Origin of the sequence: Streptomyces sp. NPDC059010 (assembly GCF_042740355.1) — a bacterium.
GTDB lineage: Bacteria > Actinomycetota > Actinomycetes > Streptomycetales > Streptomycetaceae > Streptomyces.
In genome coordinates this window covers 278,595-304,511 of sequence record NZ_JBHYJA010000003.1, presented here as the reverse complement: position 1 = coordinate 304,511, position 25,917 = coordinate 278,595, and the positions used below count along the sequence as shown (strand labels likewise).

20 protein-coding genes and 2 pseudogenes are annotated in these 25,917 nt (G+C 70.3%); 14 read left to right on the top strand and 8 right to left on the bottom strand.

Annotation, left to right across the window (positions count from 1 at the left end):
- Nucleotides 1-3 precede the first annotated feature (3 nt).
- Nucleotides 4-2,157: an FxSxx-COOH system tetratricopeptide repeat protein gene (gene fxsT, locus ACFWYS_RS04935; RefSeq protein WP_384763406.1), complete on the bottom strand. Its 2,154-nt coding sequence runs from the start codon at nt 2,155-2,157 to the stop codon at nt 4-6.
- 302 nt (nt 2,158-2,459) lie between these two features.
- Between fxsT and ACFWYS_RS04930 the strand changes: the two genes are divergently transcribed.
- From ACFWYS_RS04930 to ACFWYS_RS04920, 3 genes are all read left to right on the top strand, one after another.
- Nucleotides 2,460-2,606, top strand: a complete 147-nt coding sequence (locus ACFWYS_RS04930; RefSeq protein WP_384763404.1) for a hypothetical protein — start codon at nt 2,460-2,462, stop codon at nt 2,604-2,606.
- A 205-nt stretch (nt 2,607-2,811) separates the two neighbouring features.
- On the top strand, nt 2,812-3,267 hold the full coding sequence (locus tag ACFWYS_RS04925; protein ID WP_384763401.1) for a hypothetical protein: 456 nt from the start codon (nt 2,812-2,814) through the stop codon (nt 3,265-3,267).
- Nucleotides 3,268-3,619: 352 nt separating this feature from the next.
- On the top strand, nt 3,620-5,560 hold the full coding sequence (locus ACFWYS_RS04920; protein ID WP_384763398.1) for a protein kinase: 1,941 nt from the start codon (nt 3,620-3,622) through the stop codon (nt 5,558-5,560).
- Nucleotides 5,561-5,745: 185 nt separating this feature from the next.
- Here the strand turns inward: ACFWYS_RS04920 and ACFWYS_RS04915 are convergent, their stop codons facing one another.
- The 4 genes and pseudogenes from ACFWYS_RS04915 to ACFWYS_RS04900 all read right to left on the bottom strand — a co-directional run.
- Nucleotides 5,746-7,749 carry a hypothetical protein gene (locus ACFWYS_RS04915; protein ID WP_384763395.1) on the bottom strand — a complete coding sequence of 668 codons (2,004 nt, stop codon included), beginning with the start codon at nt 7,747-7,749 and terminating at the stop codon, nt 5,746-5,748.
- A 22-nt stretch (nt 7,750-7,771) separates the two neighbouring features.
- Nucleotides 7,772-8,032, bottom strand: coding sequence for a hypothetical protein (locus ACFWYS_RS04910; protein WP_384763392.1), 261 nt, complete (start codon nt 8,030-8,032; stop codon nt 7,772-7,774).
- A 535-nt stretch (nt 8,033-8,567) separates the two neighbouring features.
- Complete coding sequence (locus tag ACFWYS_RS04905) at nt 8,568-8,861, bottom strand: hypothetical protein (protein ID WP_384763390.1); 294 nt, start codon at nt 8,859-8,861, stop codon at nt 8,568-8,570.
- 801 nt (nt 8,862-9,662) lie between these two features.
- Nucleotides 9,663-10,439: pseudogene (locus ACFWYS_RS04900) on the bottom strand (RNA polymerase sigma factor); the annotation flags it as partial.
- A 112-nt stretch (nt 10,440-10,551) separates the two neighbouring features.
- Here ACFWYS_RS04900 and ACFWYS_RS04895 point away from each other — a divergent pair.
- From ACFWYS_RS04895 to ACFWYS_RS04850, 10 genes and pseudogenes are all read left to right on the top strand, one after another.
- The gene (locus ACFWYS_RS04895; RefSeq protein ID WP_384763387.1) at nt 10,552-13,377 is read left to right on the top strand and encodes a tetratricopeptide repeat protein; all 2,826 of its coding nucleotides are present in this window, start codon (nt 10,552-10,554) and stop codon (nt 13,375-13,377) included.
- A gap of 21 nt (nt 13,378-13,398) precedes the next feature.
- Nucleotides 13,399-13,677 carry a helix-turn-helix domain-containing protein gene (locus tag ACFWYS_RS04890; RefSeq protein ID WP_384763385.1) on the top strand — a complete coding sequence of 93 codons (279 nt, stop codon included), beginning with the start codon at nt 13,399-13,401 and terminating at the stop codon, nt 13,675-13,677.
- A gap of 107 nt (nt 13,678-13,784) precedes the next feature.
- Nucleotides 13,785-14,357, top strand: a complete 573-nt coding sequence (locus ACFWYS_RS04885) for a PadR family transcriptional regulator (RefSeq protein ID WP_384763382.1) — start codon at nt 13,785-13,787, stop codon at nt 14,355-14,357.
- A gap of 128 nt (nt 14,358-14,485) precedes the next feature.
- Nucleotides 14,486-16,210 (top strand): acyl-CoA dehydrogenase family protein, encoded by a 1,725-nt coding sequence (locus ACFWYS_RS04880; RefSeq protein WP_384763379.1) that lies wholly within the window; start codon nt 14,486-14,488, stop codon nt 16,208-16,210.
- Nucleotides 16,211-16,339: 129 nt separating this feature from the next.
- Nucleotides 16,340-17,392 (top strand): annotated as a pseudogene (locus ACFWYS_RS04875) (SulP family inorganic anion transporter); the annotation flags it as partial.
- A 133-nt stretch (nt 17,393-17,525) separates the two neighbouring features.
- A complete protein-coding gene (locus ACFWYS_RS04870) occupies nt 17,526-18,485 on the top strand; it encodes a slipin family protein (RefSeq protein WP_384763376.1) in 960 nt (319 codons plus the stop codon).
- A gap of 117 nt (nt 18,486-18,602) precedes the next feature.
- Complete coding sequence (locus ACFWYS_RS04865; protein WP_384763373.1) at nt 18,603-20,015, top strand: PhoX family protein; 1,413 nt, start codon at nt 18,603-18,605, stop codon at nt 20,013-20,015.
- A 63-nt stretch (nt 20,016-20,078) separates the two neighbouring features.
- The gene (locus ACFWYS_RS04860; RefSeq protein WP_384763370.1) at nt 20,079-21,578 is read left to right on the top strand and encodes a serine/threonine-protein kinase; all 1,500 of its coding nucleotides are present in this window, start codon (nt 20,079-20,081) and stop codon (nt 21,576-21,578) included.
- Nucleotides 21,579-21,666: 88 nt separating this feature from the next.
- A complete protein-coding gene (locus tag ACFWYS_RS04855; protein ID WP_384763367.1) occupies nt 21,667-22,548 on the top strand; it encodes a polysaccharide deacetylase family protein in 882 nt (293 codons plus the stop codon).
- Between the two features lie 19 nt (nt 22,549-22,567).
- The gene (locus ACFWYS_RS04850) at nt 22,568-22,795 is read left to right on the top strand and encodes a hypothetical protein (RefSeq protein WP_384763364.1); all 228 of its coding nucleotides are present in this window, start codon (nt 22,568-22,570) and stop codon (nt 22,793-22,795) included.
- On the opposite strand, the gene ACFWYS_RS04845 is transcribed toward ACFWYS_RS04850, so the two are convergent.
- Together ACFWYS_RS04845 and ACFWYS_RS04840 are read right to left on the bottom strand one after the other, a co-directional pair.
- Nucleotides 22,787-23,458, bottom strand: a complete 672-nt coding sequence (locus ACFWYS_RS04845; RefSeq protein ID WP_384763361.1) for an ABC transporter — start codon at nt 23,456-23,458, stop codon at nt 22,787-22,789. The genes ACFWYS_RS04850 and ACFWYS_RS04845 overlap by 9 nt on opposite strands.
- A gap of 5 nt (nt 23,459-23,463) precedes the next feature.
- On the bottom strand, nt 23,464-24,366 hold the full coding sequence (locus ACFWYS_RS04840; RefSeq protein WP_384763359.1) for an ATP-binding cassette domain-containing protein: 903 nt from the start codon (nt 24,364-24,366) through the stop codon (nt 23,464-23,466).
- Nucleotides 24,367-24,478: 112 nt separating this feature from the next.
- Between ACFWYS_RS04840 and ACFWYS_RS04835 the strand changes: the two genes are divergently transcribed.
- A complete protein-coding gene (locus tag ACFWYS_RS04835; protein ID WP_384763356.1) occupies nt 24,479-25,234 on the top strand; it encodes a peptidyl-tRNA hydrolase in 756 nt (251 codons plus the stop codon).
- 15 nt (nt 25,235-25,249) lie between these two features.
- Here the strand turns inward: ACFWYS_RS04835 and ACFWYS_RS04830 are convergent, their stop codons facing one another.
- Nucleotides 25,250-25,741: a PPOX class F420-dependent oxidoreductase gene (locus tag ACFWYS_RS04830; protein ID WP_384763354.1), complete on the bottom strand. Its 492-nt coding sequence runs from the start codon at nt 25,739-25,741 to the stop codon at nt 25,250-25,252.
- Between the last annotated feature and the right edge of the window lie 176 nt (nt 25,742-25,917).

Genomic DNA, 25,917 nt, shown 5'->3' with positions numbered 1-25,917 from the left:
TTTCTATTTGCTGGGCGTGGTTCCAGCGTGCTGGCAGCTGTCGTGTTTCAGTAGACGGTCGGCCAGAGCGAAGGCGTCCTTGGTCTTGGGGTGGGTCTTGCCCAGCCGGGTGTTCAGGATCAGGGCGCCTCTGCGCGCGAGGTTCGCCGCGGTGGGATCGTTCAGCGCGTGCACGGCTCGGGCCTTGAGCAGCAGGGCGTACCCGACGTAGAGATGGTCCGGCGCGTAACTGGCCTCGCGGATCCGCAGTGCCCGGGAGATCAGCGGCACGGCCAAGGCGTGGTCGCCCAGGTCGAGGTGGACACTCGCCAGTGCTATCAAATCGAAACTCACGTACGGGTCGTCCGGCCCGTACGCCGCCTCGTCGATCCGCAGCGCCCGCTCGGCTAAGGGAACCGCCGCCTCATGATCACCGAGAAGGTGCCGGATTCGCGCCAGCGTGGCAAAGTCCGTCGCGATGGCGGGACTGTCCGCCGGCAGACAGGACTCGTGCAGGCTCAGAGCACGTTCCGCCATCGGACGCGCTCGCTCCGGCGCGCCGAGGTCCCGGTGGATCTGCGCCAACGTAATCAGGTCGAAGCCGACTTCCGCGTCCCTCTGTTCGAGCGCTTCATCGATCGCCAAGGCCCGCTCACACAGGGGCAGTGCCACCTGATGGTCCCCGATCGAAAGGAGGAACACCGACGCCAGCCGCAGCAACGTCGCCGTCTCCGCAGCGCACTCGGTCAGCGGCTCGTCCTTGGTCACCACGAGCGCGTGCGGAAGCAGTTCTTGCCATCGCGAGCGCGCATCCGGGTCACCGTGGATGTCGTGCGGCACGGCCGCGAGCAGCGCCCGGCACAGTCGCCCCCGAGCGTCGGTGCGCATGTCGTCCGGCATCGCGGCGCGGATGGCGGCCTGCACCAGCCGGTGCAGCACCAGGGAGGAGGCTCCGCGCCTCGCGAGCCCCAGACCGGCCAGAGCGCCGACCGTCAGGTCCCACGCCACCGGGTCGGCCGCGGCTGCGATCAGTGGTTCCGCGCTGCCGCTGAACAGGTCCAGCGGGATCGGCTCCGGCGCCAGCAGGGCACACAGCTCCAGCAGACGCATCGCTTGCGGCCGCTCGATCTCCAGCCTTCGCACACTGAGTTGCCACAGGGTCGCGACCACCACCGCCGGCCGGTCCGTCGGCTCGCCCAGCGCGATCATGTCCTCCAGCCGCGACGTCAGCAGAGCCAGGTACTCCTCGGGCGCGGTGTGGTTGTAGTCCATGTACCCGGCTGCTTGCTCCAGCGCCAGCGGCAGGTCCCCCAGGTGGTCGGCGATCCGGTCCGCCACGTCTGTGGTCATGCCGCACACCCGCCGGGCCAGCAACTCCACCGCTTCCCGCCGGGGGAACACGTCCAGGCCGATGACGCCCGCTCTGCTCGACCAGCCGCGCAGCCTGGTCGTGACGATGACGTGACCGTTGCTCCCCAGGTCACCCGACGGCAGCGCGTCCACGAGCGGGCCAGGTCTCTCCCCGTTGTCGAAGATGATCAGCCAGGGCCCGTGGTCCAGTAACGCGCCGTACACCCGTGGGACGACCTGCTCGGAGCTCACCTCAGCCAGTCCCAGCTCCCTGCCCAGCGAGGCGAACTGCGACGCCACCAGATCGGGATCCTCGGCGTCCACGAACGCCACGAACCGGTACTCCGACCGGTAGAGGTAGGCGTACTCGACCGCAAGCTGCGTCTTGCCGACACCGCCCAGCCCGTGCACGACCTGCATCGCGCCCCCGTCGCCCGAGATGAGGCGCTGCCGTAACTCCCGCAACGCGGCGTCGCGGCCGGTGAAGTTGATGTTGCGTGGCGGCAGCCGATACGTCGCCGGGCGGGGCTGTGAGCCCGCAGAACGCGCCGCCGGTGTGCGCACTTCCCTGACAGCGGTCTCGAACAGGTCGGTGAGCGTGGCATGGTCACCGCGCAGTCGCGCGAGTTCCGCCTCGGCGGAGAGGTCGATCCGACCGGCGTGTGCGGCCCGGACGCAGGCGGTCACGTAGGCCGCGACCCGCTCCCACGGGGGCGGCTTCAGGAACTTGCCTGCCAGCAGGTCCGACAGCGACGACCGGGTGAGGACCTTGTTTTCGTCGTAGGCCAGGAGTTGCGCCTGGGTGGGTGACCCAGAGGACGTACGCAATCGCTGCAAACGGTCGACAAACCAGCTCTGTGGTGAGCCCGGCTCCCCCATATACGCGACTTCCCCCGTCTCGCTCTCCGGAATCGTCCGGACTCCGGAGTCCAGAAATGTAGCTCATCCAGCGGGGAAGCCCGGCGGATCCGGGCTCCTCCGAGAGTGCCGTACCCGAGCGGCGCCAGCCCTCAACGTAGTCGGCGGCACCGCCACTGATCGCGTGACGCTGGCGGTGGGCGCAACGCGCGAGGCTCACGTGCCGTTAAGGGAGGTGCTCGAAGTCTCAACCGACAGGCACAGGAGCCGCGTTGGTTCCGTATTTGACACCGCAGGTGAAGGAGCTGGTCGAACCGTTCCGCCCGTACCTCGTCCAGCCCGCCCACACGTTCTACCTGCGGTGCACGGACGCCACCCTGGGCGACCGCAGCATCTCGGCACCTACGCGATCACCCTAGGAAACAACGCCCGCCTGTCGCTGTTCCTCGCCTGACACCTCACGCTCGGACCACGGGAACTCACCGACACCGAAGAGGACTTCAAGCTGTCCTGGTGGCCGATCAACGAGGCGATCCAGGCCGCGCAGGACGGCCGGTTCCACCTCCCCGGCGGCCCCCTCGCCCTGCTGCTCGCCGACCGCACCCAACCCAAAGGAGTATCTGAATGCTGAAACGTACGGGAACTGTCGTGGCCGCCGCTGCCGTTGCCGCACTTGCCCTCCCCGCCGACGCCCACGCCGCCGCCATCGCCTGCGGCGGGTCCGTCTCGACCCAGGGCATTTCCGGTAACGGCTGTATCAGCGCGGAGCGGTGGAAGGACGGCCATGTCTTCATGCGCAACATCACCGCGCACACGGTCCTGACGAATACCCGCGCGCACGCCTCCTGGGTCGAGTACGAGGCGTACTTCCGCGTCGTCTCGGGCGGTCACTGGGTGAAGATCGGCAACGGGCGTACCGTCGTCCAGCGACGGTCCACGGTCGGCCCCATCGCCATCGGCAACACGGACCGTGTCTGCGGCCCGGTCAACGTCAAGGTCGAGATCCGCGTCCATGTCAGGCCGGCAGGGGGCGCCTGGGCCAACTGGAGCAGCGCCGCGACCTCCCAGTGCCAGACCTGACGCTGCCAGACCTGAGCCTCAGCACACGCAGCGCCCCCGCCTCCGCGACCAGGAGGAGGGGGCTCTCGTGTTTCTGCGGCGGCTGATCTCGCGCTTTGATGAAGCGGGCTGTCCGGCAAGTGATCAGGCAATCAGAAAGTGTCTCTGACCAGCGAGAATGCCGGGCCGTGCCCAGGGCCGTCTGTGCGGTCACCGGCCGGACCACCGTGCAAGCCGCTCCGGCCGAGGTCGCAGGCTTGATCCGCGACCACGGAAAGAGGCCGGCCTCCGGAGCGGCGACCCGTCAACTCACCAGTCACAGCTACCCCGTTAGTGTGTCTCTCGTACAGGGGCGACAACCTTGAGGCGGGCAGTGGCAGTGACGGGGGAGAGCCATCCGAATGGTGACGGCAGGCTGATCGCCGGCCGTTATCGCACCGTGGAGAAGCTGGGACGCGGCGGCATGGGCACCGTATGGCGGGCCGTCGACGAAACCCTCGGCCGGGAGGTCGCGGTGAAGGAGCTCCGTGCCTTCGCCGACGATGACGACGTGGACCGACTGGCCGGGATGCGGCTACGCATGCAGCGCGAAGCCCGCGCAGCGGCTCGGGTCCGGCACCCCGGAGTGGTGGCCGTGCACGACGTCACCGACAACGAGGGCCACCCCGTCATCGTCATGGAGTTGATCGAGGGCGCCTCGCTGGACGACGTGATGCGCGAGCAAGGCGTCCTCGATCCCCGGTACGCGGCCAAGATCGGCGCCGAGGTCCTGGGCGCCTTGGACGCCGCTCACCGTGCCGGCGTACTCCACCGTGACGTCAAGCCCGGCAACATCCTGCTCGAACGTGGAGGGCGGGTGGTGCTGACCGACTTCGGTATCGCTGCCATCGACGATCCCGGTGACGGCGCCGAGACCCACCTCACGCGCAGCGGTGAACTCGTCGGCTCCCTCGACTACCTCGCGCCCGAACGGGCCCGCGGAGAGCAGCCGGGCCCTCCTTCGGACATCTGGTCGCTGGGCGCCACGCTGTACGCCGCCGTCGAGGGCGGCACTCCCTTCCGCCGCACCTCCACCTGGTCGACCATCACCGCGATCGTCACCGAACCGCTGCCCGAGCCGCGTCGGGCCGGTCCGCTCGCACCGGCCCTGCACGCTCTGCTGGGCAAGGACCCCGCGTCCCGTCCTGACGCGGCGCAGGCTGCGCGACTCCTCACCGCGATCGCCACGGACCAACCACTGCCCGTGTCTTCCGACGCACCCGGCACCATGAACCTCGGCGGCTCCGTCCCCTCCGCGCACGCATCCGTGACGCCCGCCACGCCAGCAGCGCCCGTCACGCCAGCCGCGCCCGCCACGTCCGCGGAGCCCTCGGCGCCTGAGCGGGACGTACGTCCTCCCGCCCCTGCGGGAACGTTCGGCCCGCCGCCAGACCTTAACCGCGATGCCGGGTCGGTCAAGGCACAACCCCAGGCAGCGAACACCGACCAACGATCCCCCGCCGGTCCCGGGGCGCGCCGCAGCCGCTCACTGGCGATCGTCGCGGGCGCGGTCGCGGTGCTCCTCATAGGCGGCGGCGTCACCTACCTGACCATCGCCACCGGCTCCGACACCGACTCCGGCGGCAACGTCGGCAAGGACGGAGCCGTTGCCTCTCCGGCCGAACCCACTTCGCCCCAGGGGGACGGCAACACCCCGTCGCAGAAGCCCAGCAACCCCGGTGCGAGCAAGTCCGGTGACTCGGACGAGAAGGAGAAGGAGAAGGGCGATCAGGCCGGGGGAGGGGCGGAACCCGCCCGGAGCCAGACGCCCGAGGCCGAGGCTCCTGGATCCTCCGGCGAGACGGAGGCCGCCCCGACCCCGTCGGCCTCCGAGTCGACAGGGGCAGGGCCCACGTACCAATTCGTCAACGCGAAGAGCGGCAAGTGCCTGTCCCTCGACAACGGCGGCAGCACGGCGAACGGCACCCGCGCCGTCCAGTGGACCTGCACCGGAGGTGCCGAGCAGCGGTGGTACTGGGCCGGCCCCTCGTCCAACATGCTCAAGAACGTCAAGACCGGCAAGTGCCTGTCCATCGCTAACCACGGCAGTACCGCCAACGGCGCGCAGGCCGTCCAGTCGACCTGCGTCACCGACTGGGACGCTCCCGAGCAGCAGTGGGCCCGTGCCGCGGGCGGCGCGCTCAAGAACGGCAAGAGCGCCAAGTGCCTGTCGACCGAAAACGGCGGCAGCACCGCCAACGGCGCCCGGGCCATCCAGTCGACCTGCATCACCGACTGGAACGCTCCCGAACAGCAGTGGAAACTGACCAGCTGAACGCCGTCGGAGGCCGGATCCGGGGGGCAACGGCTCCACAGCCGCACAGCGCGGCCCCACGGTGTATGCCGACGACGTTCAGGGCTGCCCTCCTGCGCAGGGTGGTGTTTACGAACGTAACCGCAGACTTGTTCTTCAGTGATCTGGCGCAGCCTTCGAAGGTCGGACGGTAATGGGGCGACAGCTCAGGTCGAGGCCCGGTCCGGTGGGGGTTTCGGCTGCTCGCGTACGCGGAGTTCGGCGCTCGCCTCGGGGTAGCCGGGGCAGCGGACGGTGAAGACGTAGATGTCCGGGTCGTAGGTCTGGGTGAAGGAGGTGTTGGTGGCGGCGATGTCGTCGCCGTCGAGCAGTACCCGGCCTGCTACCGGTGCGGCGTCGCCGGTGTCGTGGGCGAGGACCTTCACCGTGCGCCGCCCTTCCACCACGGTGGCGGGGCTGACCTTGGCTCGAAGGATCTTCGACTGCGGGACCGGGCTCCACGCCCCTGCGTAGTCCCAGGACGCGGTCCCGCCCCACAGAGTGAAGGCCATGCCGTTGACTTCCTTGCTGCCCAACCCCACGGCCTGGGCGGGGACTTCGAGCCGTACCCACTCGCCCGACGGGGGCAGCGCGCCGAGGAAGCGGCGGTCTGCGGTGCCGGGGGTGCCCCAGGGTAGGCGGTCCACACCCCAGAAGGCCCGGTGCAGCCAGTCCGTGGTCCGCCACTGCAGCATCACCTCGTCGGGCGGTGCGTCCGGATCGAGGAGTACGCAGGCAAACAGGACGTCGTCATCGGCGACTTGGAGGGTCTGGGTGGCGCCGAGGAAGTAGTGCTGGTGCATGCCGTCCGCGCGGGACGAGCGGTGCAGCAAGGCGCCGTGAAAGGGCTTCGGATCCGTCGTCCACTGCCATGCGTCGCTGTCGGCGAACTCCTGGGCTCCTGCCGGTAGTTGATCATCTACCCAGAGCCGGTCGCGATTGTCGATCTCACGCCACTCGACGATCCAGCAGCCCTTGTACCGTCCCTGGGCGCTGCCGGTGGGAGCCACCGAGACGGCGACGTCGACATGGTCTGGGTGCACCTGGGTGGTCAGGGTGCGAACGCTGCTCGGGTTGATCATGCCGTTGCGTGCGTCGTCCAGCTGGCGCACGTTGCGCACCTCGATCCGCCGCGTAGGGGTGGAGCGCGGGAAGTCCGGCCGGATCGCGTCCCCCCAGTCGAGCTGGTCGCCTGAGGTGCCCGGGGTGCAGAGAGCGGTGCGGAGCGTGGAGGTGCGGAGGTTGGGACCGGGTTCGCGGATCTTCACCACCCAGTCGATGGGGTGCATCTCCAGCCAGGCGTGGTGCCGGGTGGGTGGCGTGTCCCAGGGATCGAGTACGTCCTTCGGTTCACCGTGCCACTGGTCCTCCCACAGCGGACCGCGGAGCAGTACGTAGTCCCCGGTGGCAAGGGGGGTGCGGCCGTCCGGATGGTACGGGTGGAAGGGGAAGTAGGCTCCCGTGTCGCTGTCGAAGGGGTTGACCCAGCCTTGCGGTGCGGGCCCCCGGCCCACGAAGTGCCGGGAGAACAGGCCGCCTGTGTTGTTTACGTGCCAGCTGTTCAACTCGCCGTGGATGCCTGGCGAGTTGCCCGGCAGAATCCAGGAGTTGAGCGTCACGGTGGTGGGCCGCCCCCCGGTCAGCGGGGGACCGGCAGGGAATGGCAGGCTGGGCTGGTCCGCCGGGTTGCCCGGGTACGAGGCTCCGGCGAGGGCCGAACTCAGGCCGCCGGGCCCGTACATCCGGTCCAGGAAGACGCTGTCGTAGCGCACTTCGTAGTGGATGTCCTCGATGCCGTGCGGGGCTTCGTTGCGGAACGGCTGCGGCGGGGTGCCTGCGTCCGGGCGCCACAGCCAGCCCGCGACCAGGACGTCCGGGTGCACCCGGTTGGCGAGCCGCTGGCAGTTCCAGTGCCACCGGCCGGTGATCGATGTGAAGTCCTCTGGACAGCCGAAGAACACGTCGGACGGGCGTATGGAAGGGTCGGCGCGCAGCGGGCGTTCGACGTAGCGGGAGAGCGTGCCGTCCTCGCACTCACGCACTTTCTCGGCGCGCAGGCCGAGCCTGTCGAAGTCCTCTGAGAACAGCGGGAACTTGGTGTCGCCCACCACGAGGAAGCGCTGCTGCGAGGAGCGTTCGTGGACGAGCGAGACAGTGGGCACGGTCAGCATGGCCGAACTCCTTCGTCCCGGTTCAGCCGTGTGGCCGAGTGCGGGCCGCAGCGTGCCGAGCGGCTCGCACGGCGACCAGTCCGGCCGCCGCGCTGACCGCCACCAGCGGTACGTCGATGATCAGGAACTCCCAGCTGATCAGATACTCGCCGCTGACAACGGTGGCAAGAACCCCGAACAGCACGGCCCCCGCAATGCCGATGAGGATCCTGAGGCCGGGGCGGACGAGTGCGAGTATCGCGCCAAGGGCGAGACCCGAGGCGATGGGGAACAATTCATGCATCACGTGTCCCCTTTCGAGGCTGATGCAGCGTCAAAGTCCGTTTATCACTGGACAATAGCGAGTGCATTATGAGTTGTCTGTACGTCGATGGGCGGTTGACACCGCTCCTGGTGGCCGCGCACCAGCGACCGGAGATCACCGCTCTTGCCGTTCTCGTCCAGGCTGATCTCGTCATAGGACCACGGCCCACCCCTGATCACGGTGACACCGCCGAGCTTGACGCGAGCGAGCGTTGGCCGCGCTCCTGCACCGCCGCTCACGTGAGGGGGCGAAAGCCAGACAGGCCAGTGGCCGTTCCCGATTCAAGCTGTGTGCTGCACCCGCGGCGGGGCACACGGCTCATGAAGCAGGTGGCCCGTGGCCCTGTCGCGGGTACCGGCCGTCGGCTCCCATGAGCCCCGGCACACTCCCGCGCGCCGGTACTCGTGGTCGAGGCAGGGACGGCTGTGCCCGAGGGGAGCGGGCCCAGCCGTACTCCGCTGTGCCCGGCGCTCCGTTTGCCGGTCCGGCCTTGGCGGTGTCACGCGCTCAGTGGTCACTGCGAGGTGAGGCAGGAGCTGCTGCCGTGTCGCCGGCCTGCTGGACGTATCGGGGGAAGATGCCTGAGGATCGGCGGCAACTGGTCCATCCCGTAATGCGGGTACCAGGCGCGGCGCCAGCGCAGGATCACGCCGGGCCGATGCCGCCACTCGTCGCACAGCTGTGAGAGCACATCCGTGCAGAAGTCCTCACAGAGCCGCCCCAGAACCTGGTTCTCGGGCTGGCCGGTATCCCGCTCGAAGTCGATGCCCGAGCCGCCGCTATCGAGGTCAAGGGCATCAGCCAGCAACGCAATGGCTGTCCTGCTTGTGCCCTGGCCGTCGTAGCCCAGCCGAACTCGTGGCCCTGCAGCGGCAATAGCGTGCGCCGCACTCGTAAGTGCCCTCGTTCGGTGGGCCGGGCTCGACGCCTTCGACGCGAATGCGAGCGGGCTGATGTTCTTCGCCAGGGCCCGCGCGCGGCCGAGCTCTCCGGGCCCTGGCGAATGCCATGGTAGGTCCGATCGTCATAGTCCACGGAAATCAACTCCCGGCGGTCACCTGGGCCCGTAGCCTGCTCCTCACGCGCAGCCGCTGACAGACCCAAATGCGGCCAACAATCGCCTTCCGGGCTCGTCATGCGATCTTCCAGGCTGCATGCTCCCCTTAGCGACGGGCGCCCTGCACTGCCTCGCCAGCGAGAGCTGCTCGGGCACGCCTGGTCATTCGCGAGCGCTGCGGAGCTGATTGAGCAACGGTGTCTGGAACACCGAGGGAGAACGGAACCTCCCACCGATCTCTCCAATGCGAAACGCAATATGAAGGAGCCGATTGGTCTCCGAAGCGCTGGCTGGCGCTGGGGTTGTGGTCACTTCGACCTCAGTGGTCTCGTCTACCTCGGCCAAGGCTTGCGCGAACGCATTTGCCCGGCGCTGGATCGCTGTCGCGACAGACGATTGCCCCAGGGATCCGTACCCGGTGGCGCCCGGGGCGTATGCCCCGGAAGGCCATGGGTCACCTGGGGTGGGATCACCATGTGGTGGCTCGCCTGGCGGTTCCGGTGTGCTTCGGGCAGGAGGGCCAGATGTCCGCAGGGCTGACGGTCCCGTCGGGTCGTCGGGGAGCAGTCGGGCCAGCGTGCGGACGGCCCGGTACTGGAGGGTCTTGATGGCTCCCTCGTTCTTGCCCATCACGCGGGCGGTCTCGGCGACCGAGAGGTCCTGAAGGAAGCGCAAGGTCGCGCACTCCTGCTGCTGCGGGTTGAGGCGGCGTACGGCGTCGAGCAGCGCGGCGTCCCACAGGGACTCCGTGAGGGATTGTTCGGGGGAGTGGGCACCTCGATCGGCGCCGAGCATCTCGCTGATGGTCACTTCGAGACGGAAGCGGCTCGACCTGATGTGCTCCGCGACGAGATTGCGGGCGATGGTGAACAGCCAGGCGCGGAACTCGTGTTCCTGCCAGACGAAGCAGCCGAGACGGCGATGGGCCCTCAAGAACGTTTCCGTGGTGAGTACTTCGGCGGTCGGGGCGGCGCCGACCCGGAAGTACACATAGCTGTACACCGTGTCCACGAAGCGACTTCCGAGCCGCGCGATGGCCTCCATGTCGCCGAGCTGCGCCTGTCCCGCCGGGCCCGGCGGGAGTGAGGAGTCCCCGTTCTCTTCCTCGGGGCTCGTCGGATCTGCGGCCGCCGCGGGCGGCAGAGCATTGCTGTCGGTGTCGGCAAGACAGCTGGTCTGAGTGTGGATGGGACGGAAGGCGAGGGCGGCGCGGACCCAGTGCCAGAAGCCGGATTCTGTGGACAAGGGGCTGCGGGTACGCGAAGGCGTGGAGGCGAGTTGCGCGCGCACGGCGTGCCGGAAGGAGTCGACGGGGGCGTTAGCGGCCATCACGGCTCCCGTGGTCCGCGGTCGCGGGAGGCGGGGGTTGCTGCGCCCTGGTCTGCTGCCTCGGGAAGTGTCCAGCAGCAGGGGGGGTGGCGCGGTGGCTCAGGCACCGAGCATGCAGGAGCTGATCCGGCGCCGACGGCGGGCCGGCTTTGTGGGTCGCCAGAGTGAACTCGGCGATTTCCGCAGGAACTTCCAGGCTGCTGAAGAGCAACGACGGTTCCTGTTCAGCATTTACGGTGACGCAGGCGTAGGGAAGACGCTGCTGACGGAGCAGTTCCAGCGCGTGGCGAAGGAAGAGGCGGGAGCACTGACCGCGCGAGCGGACGAGACGTCAGACAGCTTGGCCGCCACCCTGGAGTCGCTGGTTGGCCAGTTGGCGCCGAAGAGCGCATCGAAGGCCTTCGACAAGGCACTCGCAGCGCACCGTCAGCAACTGCGAGAAGCCCAGAACGTACCGGACCTTGCTGAGGAAGGCCTCTCCGCAACGGGGCGGATCACGGCCGGGGTCGGACTGGCGGTGGCGCAAAGCCTGCCCGTCGTCGGGCCGCTGGCCAGCGCCGTGACCGCGCAGGAGGTGAGTCAAGCCGCGAGTCGGGTGGGAGCGGCGCTGGCGGAGCGGGCCCGCACTGCCGACAGTATGCCGCTCGCTCCTGCGGCGGCTCTCAGCGGACCGTTCGTGGATCTCCTGCACCGGCTCTCCGGGGATACCCCCTGGCTGGCCTTGTTCTTTGACACTTACGAGCGCACCGAGGTGTTCCTCGGCAAGTGGCTGCTCGACCTGGTGAGCGGGCGCTACGGGGATTTACCGGCGAACCTGGTGCTGACCGTCGCGGGACAGCGCCGCCTGCATCCTGGAACCTGGGCGCCCTACCTGGATGCCATCGCCTATCTGCCGTTACACCCGTTCACTGACGAAGAAGCACGCCTGCTGCTGGCCGCCAAGGGCATAACGACACAGCCCGTGGTGGAGGCGATTCTTGAGATGACCGGGTGCCTCCCCGTACTGGTGGCCATGTTGGCCGAGAGCCGACCGGCCGACATCACCGCGGTGACTGATCACGCAGGCGATGCCGTCGACCGGTTCTTGAGGTGGGAGCCGCCGGAGCGTCATGCGGCGGCCCTGGCCTGCGCTTTGCCCCGTGTGGTCAATCAGGACGTGATGGACGTCCTGCTCGGTGAGTCCGACAGCCGCGAGCAGTACCCATGGCTGCGCACACTGCCCTTCGTCCAAGATGACGCGGGGCAGGTCCGATTCCACGACGTGGTGCGCACCGCGATGCTACGGCTGGAACGCAGCCGCTCACCCCAACGCTGGCGGCAGCGCCATCATGACCTGGCAGGCGCATGGCGCAACTGGCGCGAGGTCCTGCGGATGGACGAGCGGGACGGCTGGTGGGATCCGAACTGGCAGGACTGCGCGGTGGAGGAGACCTACCATCTCCTATGCGCGTATCAGGAAAGCGCCCTGGCCACTGCGTTGGGTGCGGCCGTGCGGGCCGCGGAAGTGGGCACGGTCATGGCACGGCGACTGGCCGACGCGATCGTCCAAGCCGGCGAGAACTCCGCTGCCGCTCGACTCGCAAGGCTCGGCGGATCGCTGGTCGCCACCGTGGGCGACGACGCAAGGGACTGCACCGATTTCCTTTCCGTGCTGCTGGACGACAGTCGCCTGGACGAAGGGCATCGGATCACCGCGCTCACCGAACGAGCCTGGCTCCACCAACTCGCCAACCGACTGGAGTTGTGCCTGGCGGATGTCGATCGCCTGCTGCAGCTCCAGCCGGACAACGCCGACACGCTGACACGTCGCGGCTACGTCTACCGACTGATGCGACGGCATCACGACGCCCTGAACGACTTCCACCAGGTTCTTGCCGTCGCACCTGACCACGTCCAGGCACTCGTCTTCCGAGGGCTGACATACGAAACACTGGGCGATGACGAAGCTGCGCTCCAGGACTTCGACCATGCGGTCGAGACCGCGGGCGAACATCTCGGGGCGCGCTTGCACCGAGGACGACTTCTGCGGCGCAAGGGACACCCTGCCCGGGCCCTGGCCGACTTCGACCACGCTATCGAGCAGTATCCCGCATCGGCATGGGCCCGGGTGGAGCGAGCCACGTGCCTGTACCACGCCGACCGCGCAGTGGAGGCTCTGGAAGCAATAGAGCGAGCGCTTGACCTTGACGACGACACAGCCTATGTGCACGCCAATCATGGCTTTGTGCTGTGTCGTCTGGGCAGGCTCACGGACGGCGTAGCCGCTCTTGACCGGGCACTAGACGCTGAGCCGGAGAACGTCTGGGCCCTCACGTGGCGGGGCTGGGCTACGGGCCGATTGGGCCACGCCGACGCAGCCCTCGATGATCTAAATCGGGCCGTGGCCATGGCGCCCAACGAAGCATGGCCGAGCGCCGCCCGCGGCTGGCTGTCCTGGGCCGTCGGCAAGCCGGCACAGGCCCTGCCCGATCTGGAACGTGCGGCTGCCCTGGAACCTGACTATGAGTGGGCACACCTCGGCCTCGCCTTGACACTGCTCTGGCTGCACCGCCCGACCGAGGCCCGCGAAGCCCTCAGCCGTGCCGCAGACGAATGGAGCAGGCACGCGCCCTACGCACAGGAATTGGCTGACCGCCTGTTCGACGTCCTGTGGCGGCACTACCGGCGGGACGACGAGGTAATACGGGATGCCGTTCACAACGCACCGCTCTGGATTCACCAGACCAGTCGACAGCGCAGCATTCGCCGGTTCGCACTGCCCCTCCTGCGCAGGAGCAGCCTGCCGCTCATGCGGGACAGCGTCAGGATCCTGCGCTACGCCAGAGCCGTCATACGAGACCACCCCGATACCGGCCCGCTTGAGAGCAACCAGCTCACCGCCCTCGCCGACGAGGTGTTCGATCAGTTGCCACAGCTGGACTTGGGCGAACGTGGCTGAGGGCCGTAGCCACCCATCTGGGTGGATTCAGCCTCAGGTGACTCCATCACCCTCGGCGAGCTCGCCGAGGACGACCGCCGCCGCGAACTCCTCCGCGAGACGCTCCGCGTCCTCCTCTCCACCCATCGCAGCCAGTCCGCCACCGCGGACCAGCTGATGATGCACCGCAACACCGTCCACTACCGCGTCCAGCGCGCCGTCGACCACCACCATCTCGGCCTCGACGCCCACGCCTTCGATCTCCACTTCGCCCCCATGATCTGCCCTCGGCACGGGTCGAAGGTCCTGCGCCGCGAGTGATGACGACAGACACACGTCGCTGGTGCGAGGGCCGTCCGAAGGTGAGCCGCGTCGCATCGGAGCGGGCGAGGTTGCTATGCAACGAGTTGCATAGAAGGATCGGCGTCATGGCGCTCGAACACGCGATTTTGGTGTCGCTCTTGGAGCAGCCGGGATCCGGCTATGAGCTGGCCCGGCGCTTCGAGCGGTCCATCGGCTACTTCTGGACCGCGACCCACCAGCAGATCTATCGCGTGCTCAAGCGCATGGAGAACGACGGCTGGGTCGACGCCACGGATGTCCCGCAGCAGGGCCGCCCGGACAAGAAGGAGTACAGCGTCGCCGACCTCGGCCGGGCCGCGCTGTCCTCCTGGTTGCACGATCCGATCGAGCCGGAGAGCGTCCGCCACGACTTGGCCGTGAAGATCCGGGGCGCCGCCTTCGACGACCCGGCCGCCCTGATCCGTGAGGTGGAGCGGCACCGGCAGGTGCACCGGGACCGGGTGGCGCACTATCTCGCAGGAGAGGCGCGGGACTTCACGGGGCCCGAGGCGAGCGCGGCCGGTTCCGGGGCGCCGCTCGACGCGGAGCGCGAACTCCAGCACGTCGTGCTGCGCGGCGGGATCGCGTACGAGCGGATGATGATCGACTGGCTGGACGACGTGCTTGCCACGCTGGCCCGGTTCGGTCCGGACCGCTGATCGCCGCCGTACCCTCCGCCGACCCCCGAACCGGCCGACCCCAGAACCGGCCGGGCCAGCCGATCCGGCCGGTCCAGCCGTCGGCCCCCCCATTCCCACCCCTCCACCAGCCGAAAGGCGTCATCACCATGGCTGACCAGCTGCTGTTCAACCCGCGCACCTACGACCCCGCGCACTTCGACCCCGAAACGCGCCGCTTGCTGCGCGCCACCGTCGACTGGTTCGAGGAGCGCGGTAAGGAGCGGCTGATCGAGGACTACCGGACCCGCGCGTGGCTCGGCGACTTCCTCGCCTTCGCAGCGAAGGAGAACCTGTTCGCCACCTTCCTGACGCCGTCGTCCGCCGCGGGGGAGGGGGAGCCGGACAAGCGGTGGGACACCGCCCGGATCGCCGCGCTCAACGAGATCCTGGGCTTCTACGGCCTGGACTACTGGTACGCCTGGCAGGTCACGATCCTCGGCCTCGGCCCGGTGTGGCAGAGCGACAACGCAGCCGCCCGCTCCCGCGCCGCGGAACTGCTCACCCAGGGCGAGGTGTTCGCGTTCGGCCTGTCCGAGAAGGCCCACGGCGCCGACATCTACTCCACCGACATGCTGCTGGAGCCCGACGGCAACGGTGGCTTCCGGGCCAGCGGCTCCAAGTACTACATCGGCAACGGCAACGCCGCAGGACTCGTCTCCGTCTTCGGCCGCCGTACCGACGTCGAGGGCCCCGACGGCTACGTGTTCTTCGCCGCCGACAGCCGTCATCCGGCCTACCACCTGGTCAAGAACGTCGTCGACTCGTCCAAGTTCGTCAGCGAGTTCCGCCTGGAGGACTATCCCGTAGCGGCCGAGGACGTCCTGCACACCGGCCGCGCGGCCTTCGACGCCGCCCTCAACACCGTCAACGTCGGCAAGTTCAACCTGTGCACCGCCTCGATCGGCATCTGCGAGCACGCGATGTACGAGGCCGTCACCCACGCCCACAACCGCATCCTCTACGGCCGCCCCGTCACCGGATTTCCGCATGTGCGGCGCGAGTTGACCGACGCTTACGTCAGGCTCGTCGGCATGAAGTACTTCAGCGACCGCGCTGTCGACTACTTCCGCTCCGCCGGCCCGGACGACCGCCGCTACCTCCTCTTCAACCCGATGACGAAGATGAAGGTGACCACGGAGGGCGAGAAGGTCATCGACCTGATGTGGGACGTCGTCGCGGCCAAGGGCTTCGAGAAGGACAACTACTTCAGCCAGGCGGCCGTGGAGATCCGCGGTCTGCCGAAGCTGGAGGGCACGGTCCACGTCAACCTGGCGCTGATCCTGAAGTTCATGCGCAGCCACCTCCTCGACCCGGTCGACTACCCCGCCGTGCCGACCCGCCTCGACGTGGCCGACGACGACTTCCTGTTCCGGCAGGGACCGGCCCGCGGCCTCGGCTCGGTGCGCTTCCACGACTGGCGGCCCGCCTTCGATGCGTACGCGCACCTGCCCAACGTGACCCGCTTCCGCGAACAGGCCGACGCGCTCTGCGAGTTCGTCGCCACGGCCGCTCCCGACGCGGAGCAGAGCCGGGACCTCGACCTCGTCCTCGCGGTCGGCCAGCTCTTCGCCCTCGTCGTGCACGGACAGCTCGTCCTGGAGCAGGCCGCCCTGACCGGACTCGACGAGGACGTGCTCGACGAACTCTTCGCCGTCCTCGTGCGGGACTTCTCCGCGCACGCCGTCGAACTGCACGGCAAGGACTCGGCGACCGAACAGCAGCAGGAGTGGGCGCTGGGTTCGGTCCGACGGCCGGTCGTCGACGAAGCACGCACGGAGCGGGTCTGGCAGCGGGTCGAGGCGCTGTCCGGCGCCTACGAGATGGCGCCGTAAGCGCACCTGTGCGTCACCGGTGGCCGGGCCGCGTGGGGCCCGCCCCCCGGGCGGGAGGGTTGGGCGCGGGGGCCCACGCGGGCCGCCGCCGGGGGCCCCCCGACGTGGGGGGTGGCCCCGGGGGGCGGGGGCCCCCGCGCCCCCGCCTCGGGGCTGGAGAAGATAGCCGGGCTGCCCGGCGCTCTCGTCGAGGCCGTCGGGAACACCGGGGCGCTGGCCTCGATCGGACTGGGCGCGGGCACCATCGCCGTCCTGGTGCTGTGGAAGCGGATGCCGCGCCGGCTGCGCACCATCCCCGGTCCGCTCGCCGCGGTCGGTCTGGCGACGCTGGTCTCGGTCGTCTTCTCGCTGCCGGTCGCCACCGTCGAGGTCAAGGGCCTGCTGGGCGCCATCCAGCCGCCGTCCCTGAGCGCCTTCGGCGAACTCGCGAGCGTCGGTGTGATCGGCACGGTCATCGCCTTCACGCTCATCGCGTCGGCCGAGTCGCTGTTCAGCGCCGCGGCCGTGGACCGGCTGCACGACGGGCCGCGCACCGAGTACGACAAGGAGCTGATGGCGCAGGGCGCGGGCAACGCCGTCTGCGGTGCGCTCGGCGCGCTGCCGATGACCGCGGTCATCGTGCGCAGCTCCGCCAACGTCCAGGCGGGCGCCAGGACCAAGGCGTCCCGTGTCATGCACGGTGTGTGGCTGCTGCTGTTCGCGGCGCTGCTGCCCGCCACGCTGGCGCTGATCCCGATCCCCGCGCTGGCCGGCATCCTGGTCCACTCGGGCTTCAAGCTGATCCCCTTCCGCGGCATCGTCTCGCTGTGGCGCGGCCACCGGGGCGAGGCGCTGATCCTCGTGGCCACCGCCGTCTCCATAGTCGCGGTCAACATGTTCGAGGGCGTGCTCATCGGTCTGGCCCTGTCGGTCGCCAAGACCGCCTGGGAGGCCTCGCACCTGAAGCTGGAGATCGTCGACAAGGGCGCCGGACCCATCCAGGCGCACCTGTCGGGCAACGCGACCTTCCTGCGGCTGCCGAAGATCCTCGACAGCCTGGAGTCGCTGCCGCAGGACCGTCCGGTGGAGCTGGACCTGTCCGGGCTGCACCACCTCGACCACGCCTGCCGTACGGCCCTGGAGAACTGGGCCGAGCGGCACAGCTCGGCCGGTACGGAACCGGTGCGGGTCACGGCGCCCTGACCGGCGTACGACTCCCGCCGCCGGCTCGCGCTGAGGCATGACCCTGGTCCGGGGCCGTCCATGGCCCCGGACCAGGCACCGGGCATATCGTTACAGGAGCATTCGGAACGGACCTCTTCGCGAGGAGGCCGTCATGGTCGAGGAGCTGCTGGGCGCGGCCGCGGGAGTTGCCGCCGCGGGCCTGGTGTACGTCGCGGCCGCGGCGCGGGTCGTCAAGCAGTACGAGCGCGGGGTCGTCCTGCGTCTCGGGCGGCTGGCGGGAGAGGTACGGGCGCCCGGGTTCACGTTGATCGTTCCGATCGTGGACCGGCTGCACAAGATCAACATGCAGATCGTCACGATGCCGGTGCCGGCCCAGGAGGGCATCACCCGGGACAACGTGACCGTGCGCGTGGACGCGGTCGTGTACTTCAAGGTGGTCGACCCCGCGAACGCGCTCGTCAAGGTCGAGGACTACAAGTACGCGGTCTCGCAGATGGCACAGACGTCGCTGCGCTCGATCATCGGCAAGAGCGATCTGGACGACCTGCTGTCCAACCGCGAGAAGCTCAACCAGGGCCTGGAGCTGATGATCGACAGTCCGGCCATCGGCTGGGGCGTCCAGGTGGACCGCGTCGAGATCAAGGATGTGTCGCTGCCGGAGTCGATGAAGCGCTCCATGGCCCGGCAGGCCGAGGCGGACCGCGAGCGGCGGGCCCGGATCATCAACGCGGACGCCGAACTCCAGGCCTCCCGAAAGCTGGCCGAGGCCGCCCACCAGATGGCCGACGCCCCCTCCGCACTCCAGCTGCGCCTCCTCCAGACGGTGATGGCGGTGGCGGCGGAGAAGAACTCCACGCTGGTCCTGCCCATCCCGGTGGAGCTGCTCCGCTTCCTGGAAGGGGGCAGGGAGGAGCCCCGCGGGCACGACGGGAAGCGCCCGGCGCAGCGCGATACGAGTCCCGCCCTGGACGCCTCCGCCGAGCGGAGCGACGAGCCGGGCGACGAGCGGGGCGACGGGCCGGCCGTCGAACCACCGGCCGTCGAACCGCCGGCCGAACGGGACGTCGAGCGGACGGTGGACGACATCATCGAGGACGCCACCGAGAAGTGACACATGCGGTGCGGGAGCGGGAAGTGACACACGCTACGCGCGTGGTTCCCGCGAACGGCACCAGGTGATAGACACGGCGGGGTCACAGTTCCTGTCCGCCAGCAGGAAGGGTTGCCCATGTCCGAGCACACGAGCACCGGTCGTACGACGCGTCGTCAACTCCTCGCCAGAACCGGCGCGTTGGGCGTGTCGATCGCCTTCGCCGGAAACCTCACCGAACTCTTCGCGGGCACCGCCGCCGCACAGAACCTGGGCCACACCGGATACGGCCCCCTCGTCCCCGACCCGAACGGTCTGCTCGACCTGCCGGAAGGTTTCCGCTACCGGGTCCTGTCCCGTGAGGGCGACCCGCTCCGCTCCGGCGAGGGCCCGGTTCCCTCCAACCACGACGGCATGACCGCCCTGCCCGGCGGCGGCGGCCGCGTCCACCTGGTCCGCAACCACGAGAACCGCCCCACCGCGAAGATCCCCGTCCCCACGGTCGCCGGCCTCACCTACGACCCGGCGGGCAAGGGCGGCTGTACGGCCCTGACCCTCGACCGGCGGGGCCACGTCCTGTCGGAGCGCGTCGCCATCGCCGGTACGGCCGTCAACTGCGCGGGCGGGCCCACGCCCTGGGGCACCTGGCTGACCTGCGAGGAGACCGAGGACAAGGCGGGCACCAACGGCTACACCCGGGACCACGGCTTCATCTTCGAGGTCGACCCGGCGAACCCGTACCGCTCCGGCGCGGTCCCGCTGACCACGATGGGCCGCTTCCAGCACGAGGCGATCGCGGTGGACCCGCGGCGCGGCATCGTCTACGAGACGGAGGACGCCTTCCTCAAGCCGTTCGGCCTCTTCTACCGCTTCCTGCCGCACGCCCCGCTCGGCGGCCTCGGTTCCCTGCGCGCGGGCGGCCGGCTCCAGGCGATGCGGGTGCCGGGCGTACCCGACCTGTCCTCGATCCAGGAGCCGGGCGCGACCTTCGAGAACATCGAGTGGGTCGACGTACCGGACCCGCTGGCCGTCCAGACCCCCGTCCGGCTCCAGGACTTCGGCCCGCGGGGCATCACGCACGCACAGAAGCTGGAGGGCTGCTACTGGGGCGGTCGGGGCGTCTACTTCGTCTCCTCCTTCGCCCACAGCGCCGAGGGCTCGGCCGCCGACCACTACGGCCAGATCTGGCGCTACGACCCCGAAGCGCGCCGCCTCACCCTGGTGATCGTCTTCGGGCCGGACACGGATGTGCAGCTGCCGGGCGAGTCCCCGGACAACATCTGCCTCGCGCCCAGCGGCGGCCTCATGGTGTGCGAGGACGGCAACGGCGCCCAGCACGTCTTCGGCGTGACCCGGCACGGCGAGGTGTACGCGATGGCGCGCAACGCCCAGGCCATCACATCAGCCGCTACCGCGGCGGGCGGCACTCCACAGGCACCGGAGTGGGGCGAGTTCGCCGGGGTCACCTTCTCGCCCGACGGCGGGACGATGTACGTCAACTGTTACACACCGGGCACCACGTTCGCGGTGACCGGACCCTGGCGCAAGTGACGGCCCGATCACGGGCTCCCCTGCGGAAGCCGACCCTCCGCGGCGTCCTCTAACCTGTGCGGAATGAACGCACCGGGGGATCTCGTCGATGGCCGTTTCGAGCTGGTGGAACGGCTCGGCAGCGGAGGAATGGGCACCGTGTGGCGGGCGCGCGACACGGTGCTCCACCGCGAGGTGGCACTCAAGGCGGTGCGGTCCGACGCGGACACGGTCGGCGTGATGCGCGAGCGGGTGATGCGGGAGGCGCGGGCGCTGGCCCGGCTCAGCCATCCGCATGTGGTGACGGTCCATCAGATCGTGGACGCCGACCCGCATCCCTGGATCGTGATGGAGCTGGTGCCGGGCGTCTCGCTCCAGCAGCGGCTCGACGACGGCCCGTTGACGCCGGTCGAGGCGGCCCGGCTCGGCCGCCAGGTACTCGCCGCGCTGCGGGCCGCCCACGCTGCGGGCATCCAGCACCGGGACGTCAAGCCCGCCAACATCCTGCTGAGCCCCGACGGCCACGCGGTCCTGACCGACTTCGGCATCGCCGCCCTGCAGGGCACGACGGGCCTCACGGCCACGGGCGAGCTCGTCGGTTCGCCCGAGTACATGGCCCCGGAGCGGATCCGGGGCCACGGCGACGACAACCCGGCCGCCGATCTCTGGTCGCTGGGCGTGGTCCTGTACGTCTGTGTGGAGGGCGTCAGCCCGCTGCGCCGCCCCACCACCCTGGCCACCCTGGCCGCCGTACTCGACGACCCGCTGCCGCCGCCCACCCGCTCGGGCTCGCTGACGCCGGTGCTCGACGCGCTGCTGGTGCGGGACCCGGCGGCCCGCCCGGACGCCGCCCGGCTGGACGCGATGCTGGCGGCGGTGGAGGCGGGGACGACACCGCACTGGACCCGGCTGACACTGACCGCGGCCACAGAGCACCCGGTACCGGCTCCGGCTCCGGTCCCCACCCGGCTGGACACCCCGCGTCCGACGGTTCCGCAGCAGGTGGCCGCGCCCCGACGCCGTACGGCCCTCGTGCTGGCCCTCGCGGCGGCGCTGGTCATCGCCACGGCGGCGGGCGTCGCCCTCGCCCTGCGCCCCGGCGGTACCGACGGCGACGACACGGCGGGCGACACCACGACCCCGACGACCGCGGCAACCAGCCCCACCCCGACGAACCCGACGAAACAGCGGCCGTCCCCCTCCCCGACCCGCACCCGGGGGACGTCCGCCAGTCCGTCCCCCGCGGTGCGGGCCGGTCGCTGGATCGCCCAGCTCCACTCCGAGCCGGTCGCCGCGGGCACCGCCAACCGTGACCAGCGGCTCGCCGCCATCCGCCGCACCATGCCCGAGGCGGCCGTCCTGCGCAGCGACGACTACGCCTCCCTGCGCCGCGGCTTCTGGGTGTACTACGCCCTCGGCCCCTTCCCCACCGGACGCGCCGCACTGAAGTTCTGCGCCGAGCGCGACCGTACGACGGTGAACACCTGCATCGGCCGCTACCTGAGCAAGAAGGCCGCCGACTTCGACCTCCAGTGCCGCCCACCGGCCACCGCACCGACGGGCACCTGCACCCGCCGCGACTGAGAGATCCGGCCCCGCCGGGCGGGTGACACCGGCCCGGCACACCCGCCGACGTGCGGGAATGGCCAGGTGGCACCCATAACTTCATGTGGTGATCACTCAAGTACGAAACGTCACCGCAGCCTGTGCCCTGGTCGCGTCGCTCGGCACGCTCGCCGCCTGTGCGGGGCCCGAGGAGACCGGCAGCACCCGTGCTCCGCTCCCGGCGCCCTCCGCGTCCGCCGCCTCGCCCCTCTCCTCCGTGTCGCCCGGTGCCAGGCCGCCGACGCTCGCGCCCGGGCCCCAGGGGCTGACCCCCGTCTTCGAGCACGGTTCGCGGAGCGGGGACAGGGCCGTGGCGCTCACCTTCGACGCCGATATGACCGCCGGTCAGGGGGTGCGGGCGAAGCGGGGGGAACGGTTCGACAATCCGGGGCTGATCGGGGCGCTGCGGGAGTTGAAGGTGCCGGCGACCGTGTTCATGACGGGGCGGTGGGCCGAGGAGTATCCCGGGCAGGCACGGGCCATCGGGCGGGACCCGCAGTTCGAGGTCGGCAACCACTCGTACAGCCACTACGCCTTCACCGACGACTGCTACGACCTGCCGACCCTCGACGAGAAGCGGATGCGGGGGGATGTCGAGCGGGCGTACACCGCGTTCCAGAAGGTGGGGGTGCGGGATGTGATGCCGTACTTCCGGTTTCCCGGCGGCTGCTACGACCGGCGCGCTCTGAAGGCACTGGCTCCGGTCGGGGTCACGGCCGTGCAGTGGGACGTGGTCAGCGGGGACGCGTTCGCGACGAATGCCCGCGCGGTCGCGCAGGGGGTGCTGGACGGGGTGCGGGCCGGGTCCGTGGTCGTCCTGCACTGCACGCTCAGTGCCGCTCCGACGACCGAGCGGGTGATCAGACGGATCGTGCCCGCGCTGCGCGACAAGGGCTTCCGGTTCGTGAAGGTGTCCGAGCTGATCGGGGCCGCGGGCGGGCGGGGCTGAGGCTCGTACGCTGGACGTCATGAGCGAGGAGCAGCCCACCACCGACTACTGCCTGATCGACGCGACCAGGCCGCCCAAGGCCGACGGGCCGCCGTACGCGGACTGCGTGCTGTGCCAGGAGCCCACGGAGTACCCGGAGTCGTACAAGGGGATCACGCTCTGCCCGGTCTGCATGGGGGTCCCCCCGCTTGAGCGCATTCGAGAGTGGGGGAGGCAGGAGGCGCAGCGCACGGCCTGTTCAGGGTGATCTGCGGGACGTGAGCGCGCAGGCCACGGCGGTTGCCGCCGCCGTGAGGAGAACCGCTGCCGCCAGGGGCAGTACGGGCATCGGGACCGTGCCCGAGCGGGAGCCCGTGACCAGGCCGCTGACCGCCGCCTGCGCCGGGGATCCGGTCACCACCACCGACAGCAGCGCCGCGAGCAGCATCGTCGGGACGGCGCGACCGGTCGAGCGCAGCACCGGCCAGGCGGTGAGCGCGCCGACGGCCGTACCGAGCAGGGCGCAGGCCAGCGTGGCGAGCAGCCCGGCCGCGCCCGCCGGAAGCCGCGGCACCCGCATCTCGTGATCCGCGCTCGCCGGGGCGCTGATCAGGGTTACGGCGATCGTCGCGAGCATGCCCAGGGCCGCGGCGGCCGCCAGGGCCACCAGCACCGCGGCGAGGTGCGCCCGGCCGGGGCCGACCGCCGCGGAGACGCAGCTGCGGGCGGCGGGCGGCTCGTTGGTGACGCAGATCCGCACCAGCCAGGCGGCGACGGGCAGCAGGGCCGCGGCCGTGTAGCCCAGCGAGTCGAGGATGGGCTGGCCGCCCTGCACGCCGATGCCGAGGAACGCGGCGTACAGGATGAACGGCGGCAGCCAGCGCTGCGAGCGGGCCAGGAGGGCGGCCTGGTAGCGGAGGAGGGCTCTCATCGACGTCATCGGCGACTTTCGGCTTCGGAAGGGGCGGAGGGGTCGGGAGCGGTGGTTGTTGTCGTCTCTTGGCTCACGCTCACCACGTGCCAGGGCGGGTGAGCGGTCAGCAGGGCGCGCAGCAGGACGTCCGAGTGGGAGGCGGGGACGGTGAGGTGGTGGGTGCCGGGGGCCGGCTCGTGCGTCGCCGTCGCTGTGCGGGTCACCTCGGCGGGGAGGCTCGCGCCGCTCGGGCCCTGGACGACGACCGTCGCGTGCGGACCGGTGGGTGGTGAACTTCCGTCGCCGGTACGGAGATTGAGCGCGCCGTCGTGCACGGTGTACGTCGCGTCGGGTGCCCCGGCCAGGCGACGCGGGTCGTGGTCGACGAAGACCACGGCGGTGCCGGCGGCGGTGCGTTCGGCGACGGCGCGCTCCAGCTCGGCGCGGGCGTCCGCGTCCAGGCCGGTCCAAGCCTCGTCCAGGACGAGCAGCTCCGGTTCGGCGAGCAGGGCCTGGGCGACGGCGACCTTCTGGCTGCTGCCCTTCGACAGCTGGGCCATCGGCGTACGGGCGTACGGGGCGGCGCCGAAGCGGTCGAGCCACTCCAGGGCGGCTCGGGTGGCCGCCGGGCGGGACAGGCCGTGGACCGTGCCGAGGTGGGTGAGGTAGCCGAGGGCGGTGAAGGGGAGGGCGGTGGGGAAGCGTTCGGGGACGTATGCGGTGCGGGGCGCTCCGCTGACGCGGCCTTCGGAGGGGGTGTCTATGCGGGCCAGGAGGCGGAGGAGGGTGGATTTGCCGGTGCCGTTCGTGCCTTCTATGCGGATGAGGGTGGCGGGGGGCACGGTGAGGTGGACGCCGCGTAAGACCCATGGGCCGCGCAGGCCGTAGCGGCGGCCCACGTTGTCCAGACGAAGATCGCGATGCATGGGGACATCTTGTCGTATGGGCGGCTGCGGGCCGGTGGGGGCTGGTCGCGCCCACGCGGCGGAGCCGCATATCGGTACAGCCCCGCGCCCCTGAGTTGGCACACTGGAGGGCGTGAACAGTGATCCCACTCCCGTGCACGACAGCCCGTTCCGGTCCGAGCCCAGTGCTCGTGATCAAGCTCAGCAGTACGTGCTGCCGCTCGTCGTGCGCATCGAGAAAGCCGCTCCTCCGGCCCGCACCGACGCTCTGGAGACCGCCGCCCGGGCCGTGCTGGTGATGCTCAGCGACGAGCGGTCCGTCGGGGACGGGGAGTGGGCGCAGGCCATGCGGGACTGGGAGGACGCTCGGATTCGCAAGGTCGTGCGGCGGGCCCGGGGGGCCGAGTGGCGGCGGGCCGAAGGGCTGGCGGGGATCACCGTCACCGGCGGGGCGGCCGAGGTGCGGGTGTTTCCGCCGGTGCCGTTGGACGGGTGGCCCAAGGAGCTGGCGAAGCTCCAGGTGTCGGGGACCGAACTGGATGATCCGGAGCCGCCCGGGGACGCCGATCCGTCGGCGCCGGTGCTCTGGGTGAATCCCGAGCTCGCCATGTCGGCCGGCAAGACGATGGCGCAGGCGGGGCACGCGGCGCAGCTCGCCTGGTGGGAGCTGTCGGACGAGGAGCGGGACGCCTGGCGCGAGGCGGGGTTTCCGCTGGCCGTGCGGACTGCGGAGCCCGGGCGCTGGCGTGAACTGATCGGCGCCGGGCTGCCGTTGGTGCGGGACGCCGGGTTCACGGAGATCGCGCCCGGGCCGACGCTCGTGGTGGAGGGGCATCAGCGGGTGGGGTCGCTGCCGCCTCGGGTACGGCGGACGTTGATGTTCCGCTGAGCCGCCACCGAGCCCTTACAGACGGCCGGCCGGGGCCGAGCCGGTGCGGGGGCTGCTCAGGCGGCGGCCTGCCGCGCCGTAGACGCGGTCCACGGGGAGCCTGACGACCAGGCGCCGTTCGGCGACCATGGCCCTGCGGAAGCCCTCCCAGTCGGGGTGTTCGCCCTGGAACCCCCGGAAGACGACGGCGAGTTCGTCGGCGACCGCGTCGTGCGGGTCCGTCGTGACGGGCGTCAGCTCCGCCACGCCCTCGGCGATCATGTACGCGTAGCCGTTGGGGCTGGTGACGAGGAAGCTGGCGCGTGGATCGCGGCGCAGGTTGCGGGTCTTGGCACGGTTGTAGGTGACCATGAGCCGGATGAGGCGCGCCTCGGGGTCGTAGGCGTAACCGACGTTCGACATCTGGGGGCGGCCGTCACGCTTGAGGGTCACCAGCGTGCCGATCCGTTGCTGACCGAGCAGCTGGAACAGGGCCTCGTCGCCGGGCTGCGCTGATTGCTCTGTCATGCGGCGAGCGTACGGGAGCAGGCCGCTGTCCAGGGGGAACGCGAGCGCGGCCCGTCCGGGTGCGCGGACATGGCGAAGCGGGGGGCCCGCCCCCGCCCGGGGGGGGGTGGGGGGGGGGGCCCCCCGCCGGGGGGGGGCGGGGGCGCTGGGGGGCCTGGCCGCCCGGGGGGGCGCGG

Bases quoted from the DNA above. Each gene is read 5' to 3' on its own strand.
- ACFWYS_RS04830 (WP_384763354.1), bottom strand. From the start codon at position 25,741: ATGACAGAGCAATCAGCGCAGCCCGGCGACGAGGCCCTGTTCCAGCTG.
- ACFWYS_RS04895 (WP_384763387.1), top strand. From the start codon at position 10,552: ATGCAGGAGCTGATCCGGCGCCGACGGCGGGCCGGCTTTGTGGGTCGC.
- ACFWYS_RS04850 (WP_384763364.1), top strand. From the start codon at position 22,568: ATGAGCGAGGAGCAGCCCACCACCGACTACTGCCTGATCGACGCGACC.
- ACFWYS_RS04870 (WP_384763376.1), top strand. From the start codon at position 17,526: ATGGTCGAGGAGCTGCTGGGCGCGGCCGCGGGAGTTGCCGCCGCGGGC.
- ACFWYS_RS04840 (WP_384763359.1), bottom strand. From the start codon at position 24,366: ATGCATCGCGATCTTCGTCTGGACAACGTGGGCCGCCGCTACGGCCTG.
- ACFWYS_RS04880 (WP_384763379.1), top strand. From the start codon at position 14,486: ATGGCTGACCAGCTGCTGTTCAACCCGCGCACCTACGACCCCGCGCAC.
- ACFWYS_RS04915 (WP_384763395.1), bottom strand. From the start codon at position 7,749: ATGCTGACCGTGCCCACTGTCTCGCTCGTCCACGAACGCTCCTCGCAG.
- ACFWYS_RS04925 (WP_384763401.1), top strand. From the start codon at position 2,812: ATGCTGAAACGTACGGGAACTGTCGTGGCCGCCGCTGCCGTTGCCGCA.
- ACFWYS_RS04910 (WP_384763392.1), bottom strand. From the start codon at position 8,032: ATGCATGAATTGTTCCCCATCGCCTCGGGTCTCGCCCTTGGCGCGATA.
- ACFWYS_RS04845 (WP_384763361.1), bottom strand. From the start codon at position 23,458: ATGAGAGCCCTCCTCCGCTACCAGGCCGCCCTCCTGGCCCGCTCGCAG.
- ACFWYS_RS04865 (WP_384763373.1), top strand. From the start codon at position 18,603: ATGTCCGAGCACACGAGCACCGGTCGTACGACGCGTCGTCAACTCCTC.
- ACFWYS_RS04860 (WP_384763370.1), top strand. From the start codon at position 20,079: ATGAACGCACCGGGGGATCTCGTCGATGGCCGTTTCGAGCTGGTGGAA.
- ACFWYS_RS04885 (WP_384763382.1), top strand. From the start codon at position 13,785: ATGGCGCTCGAACACGCGATTTTGGTGTCGCTCTTGGAGCAGCCGGGA.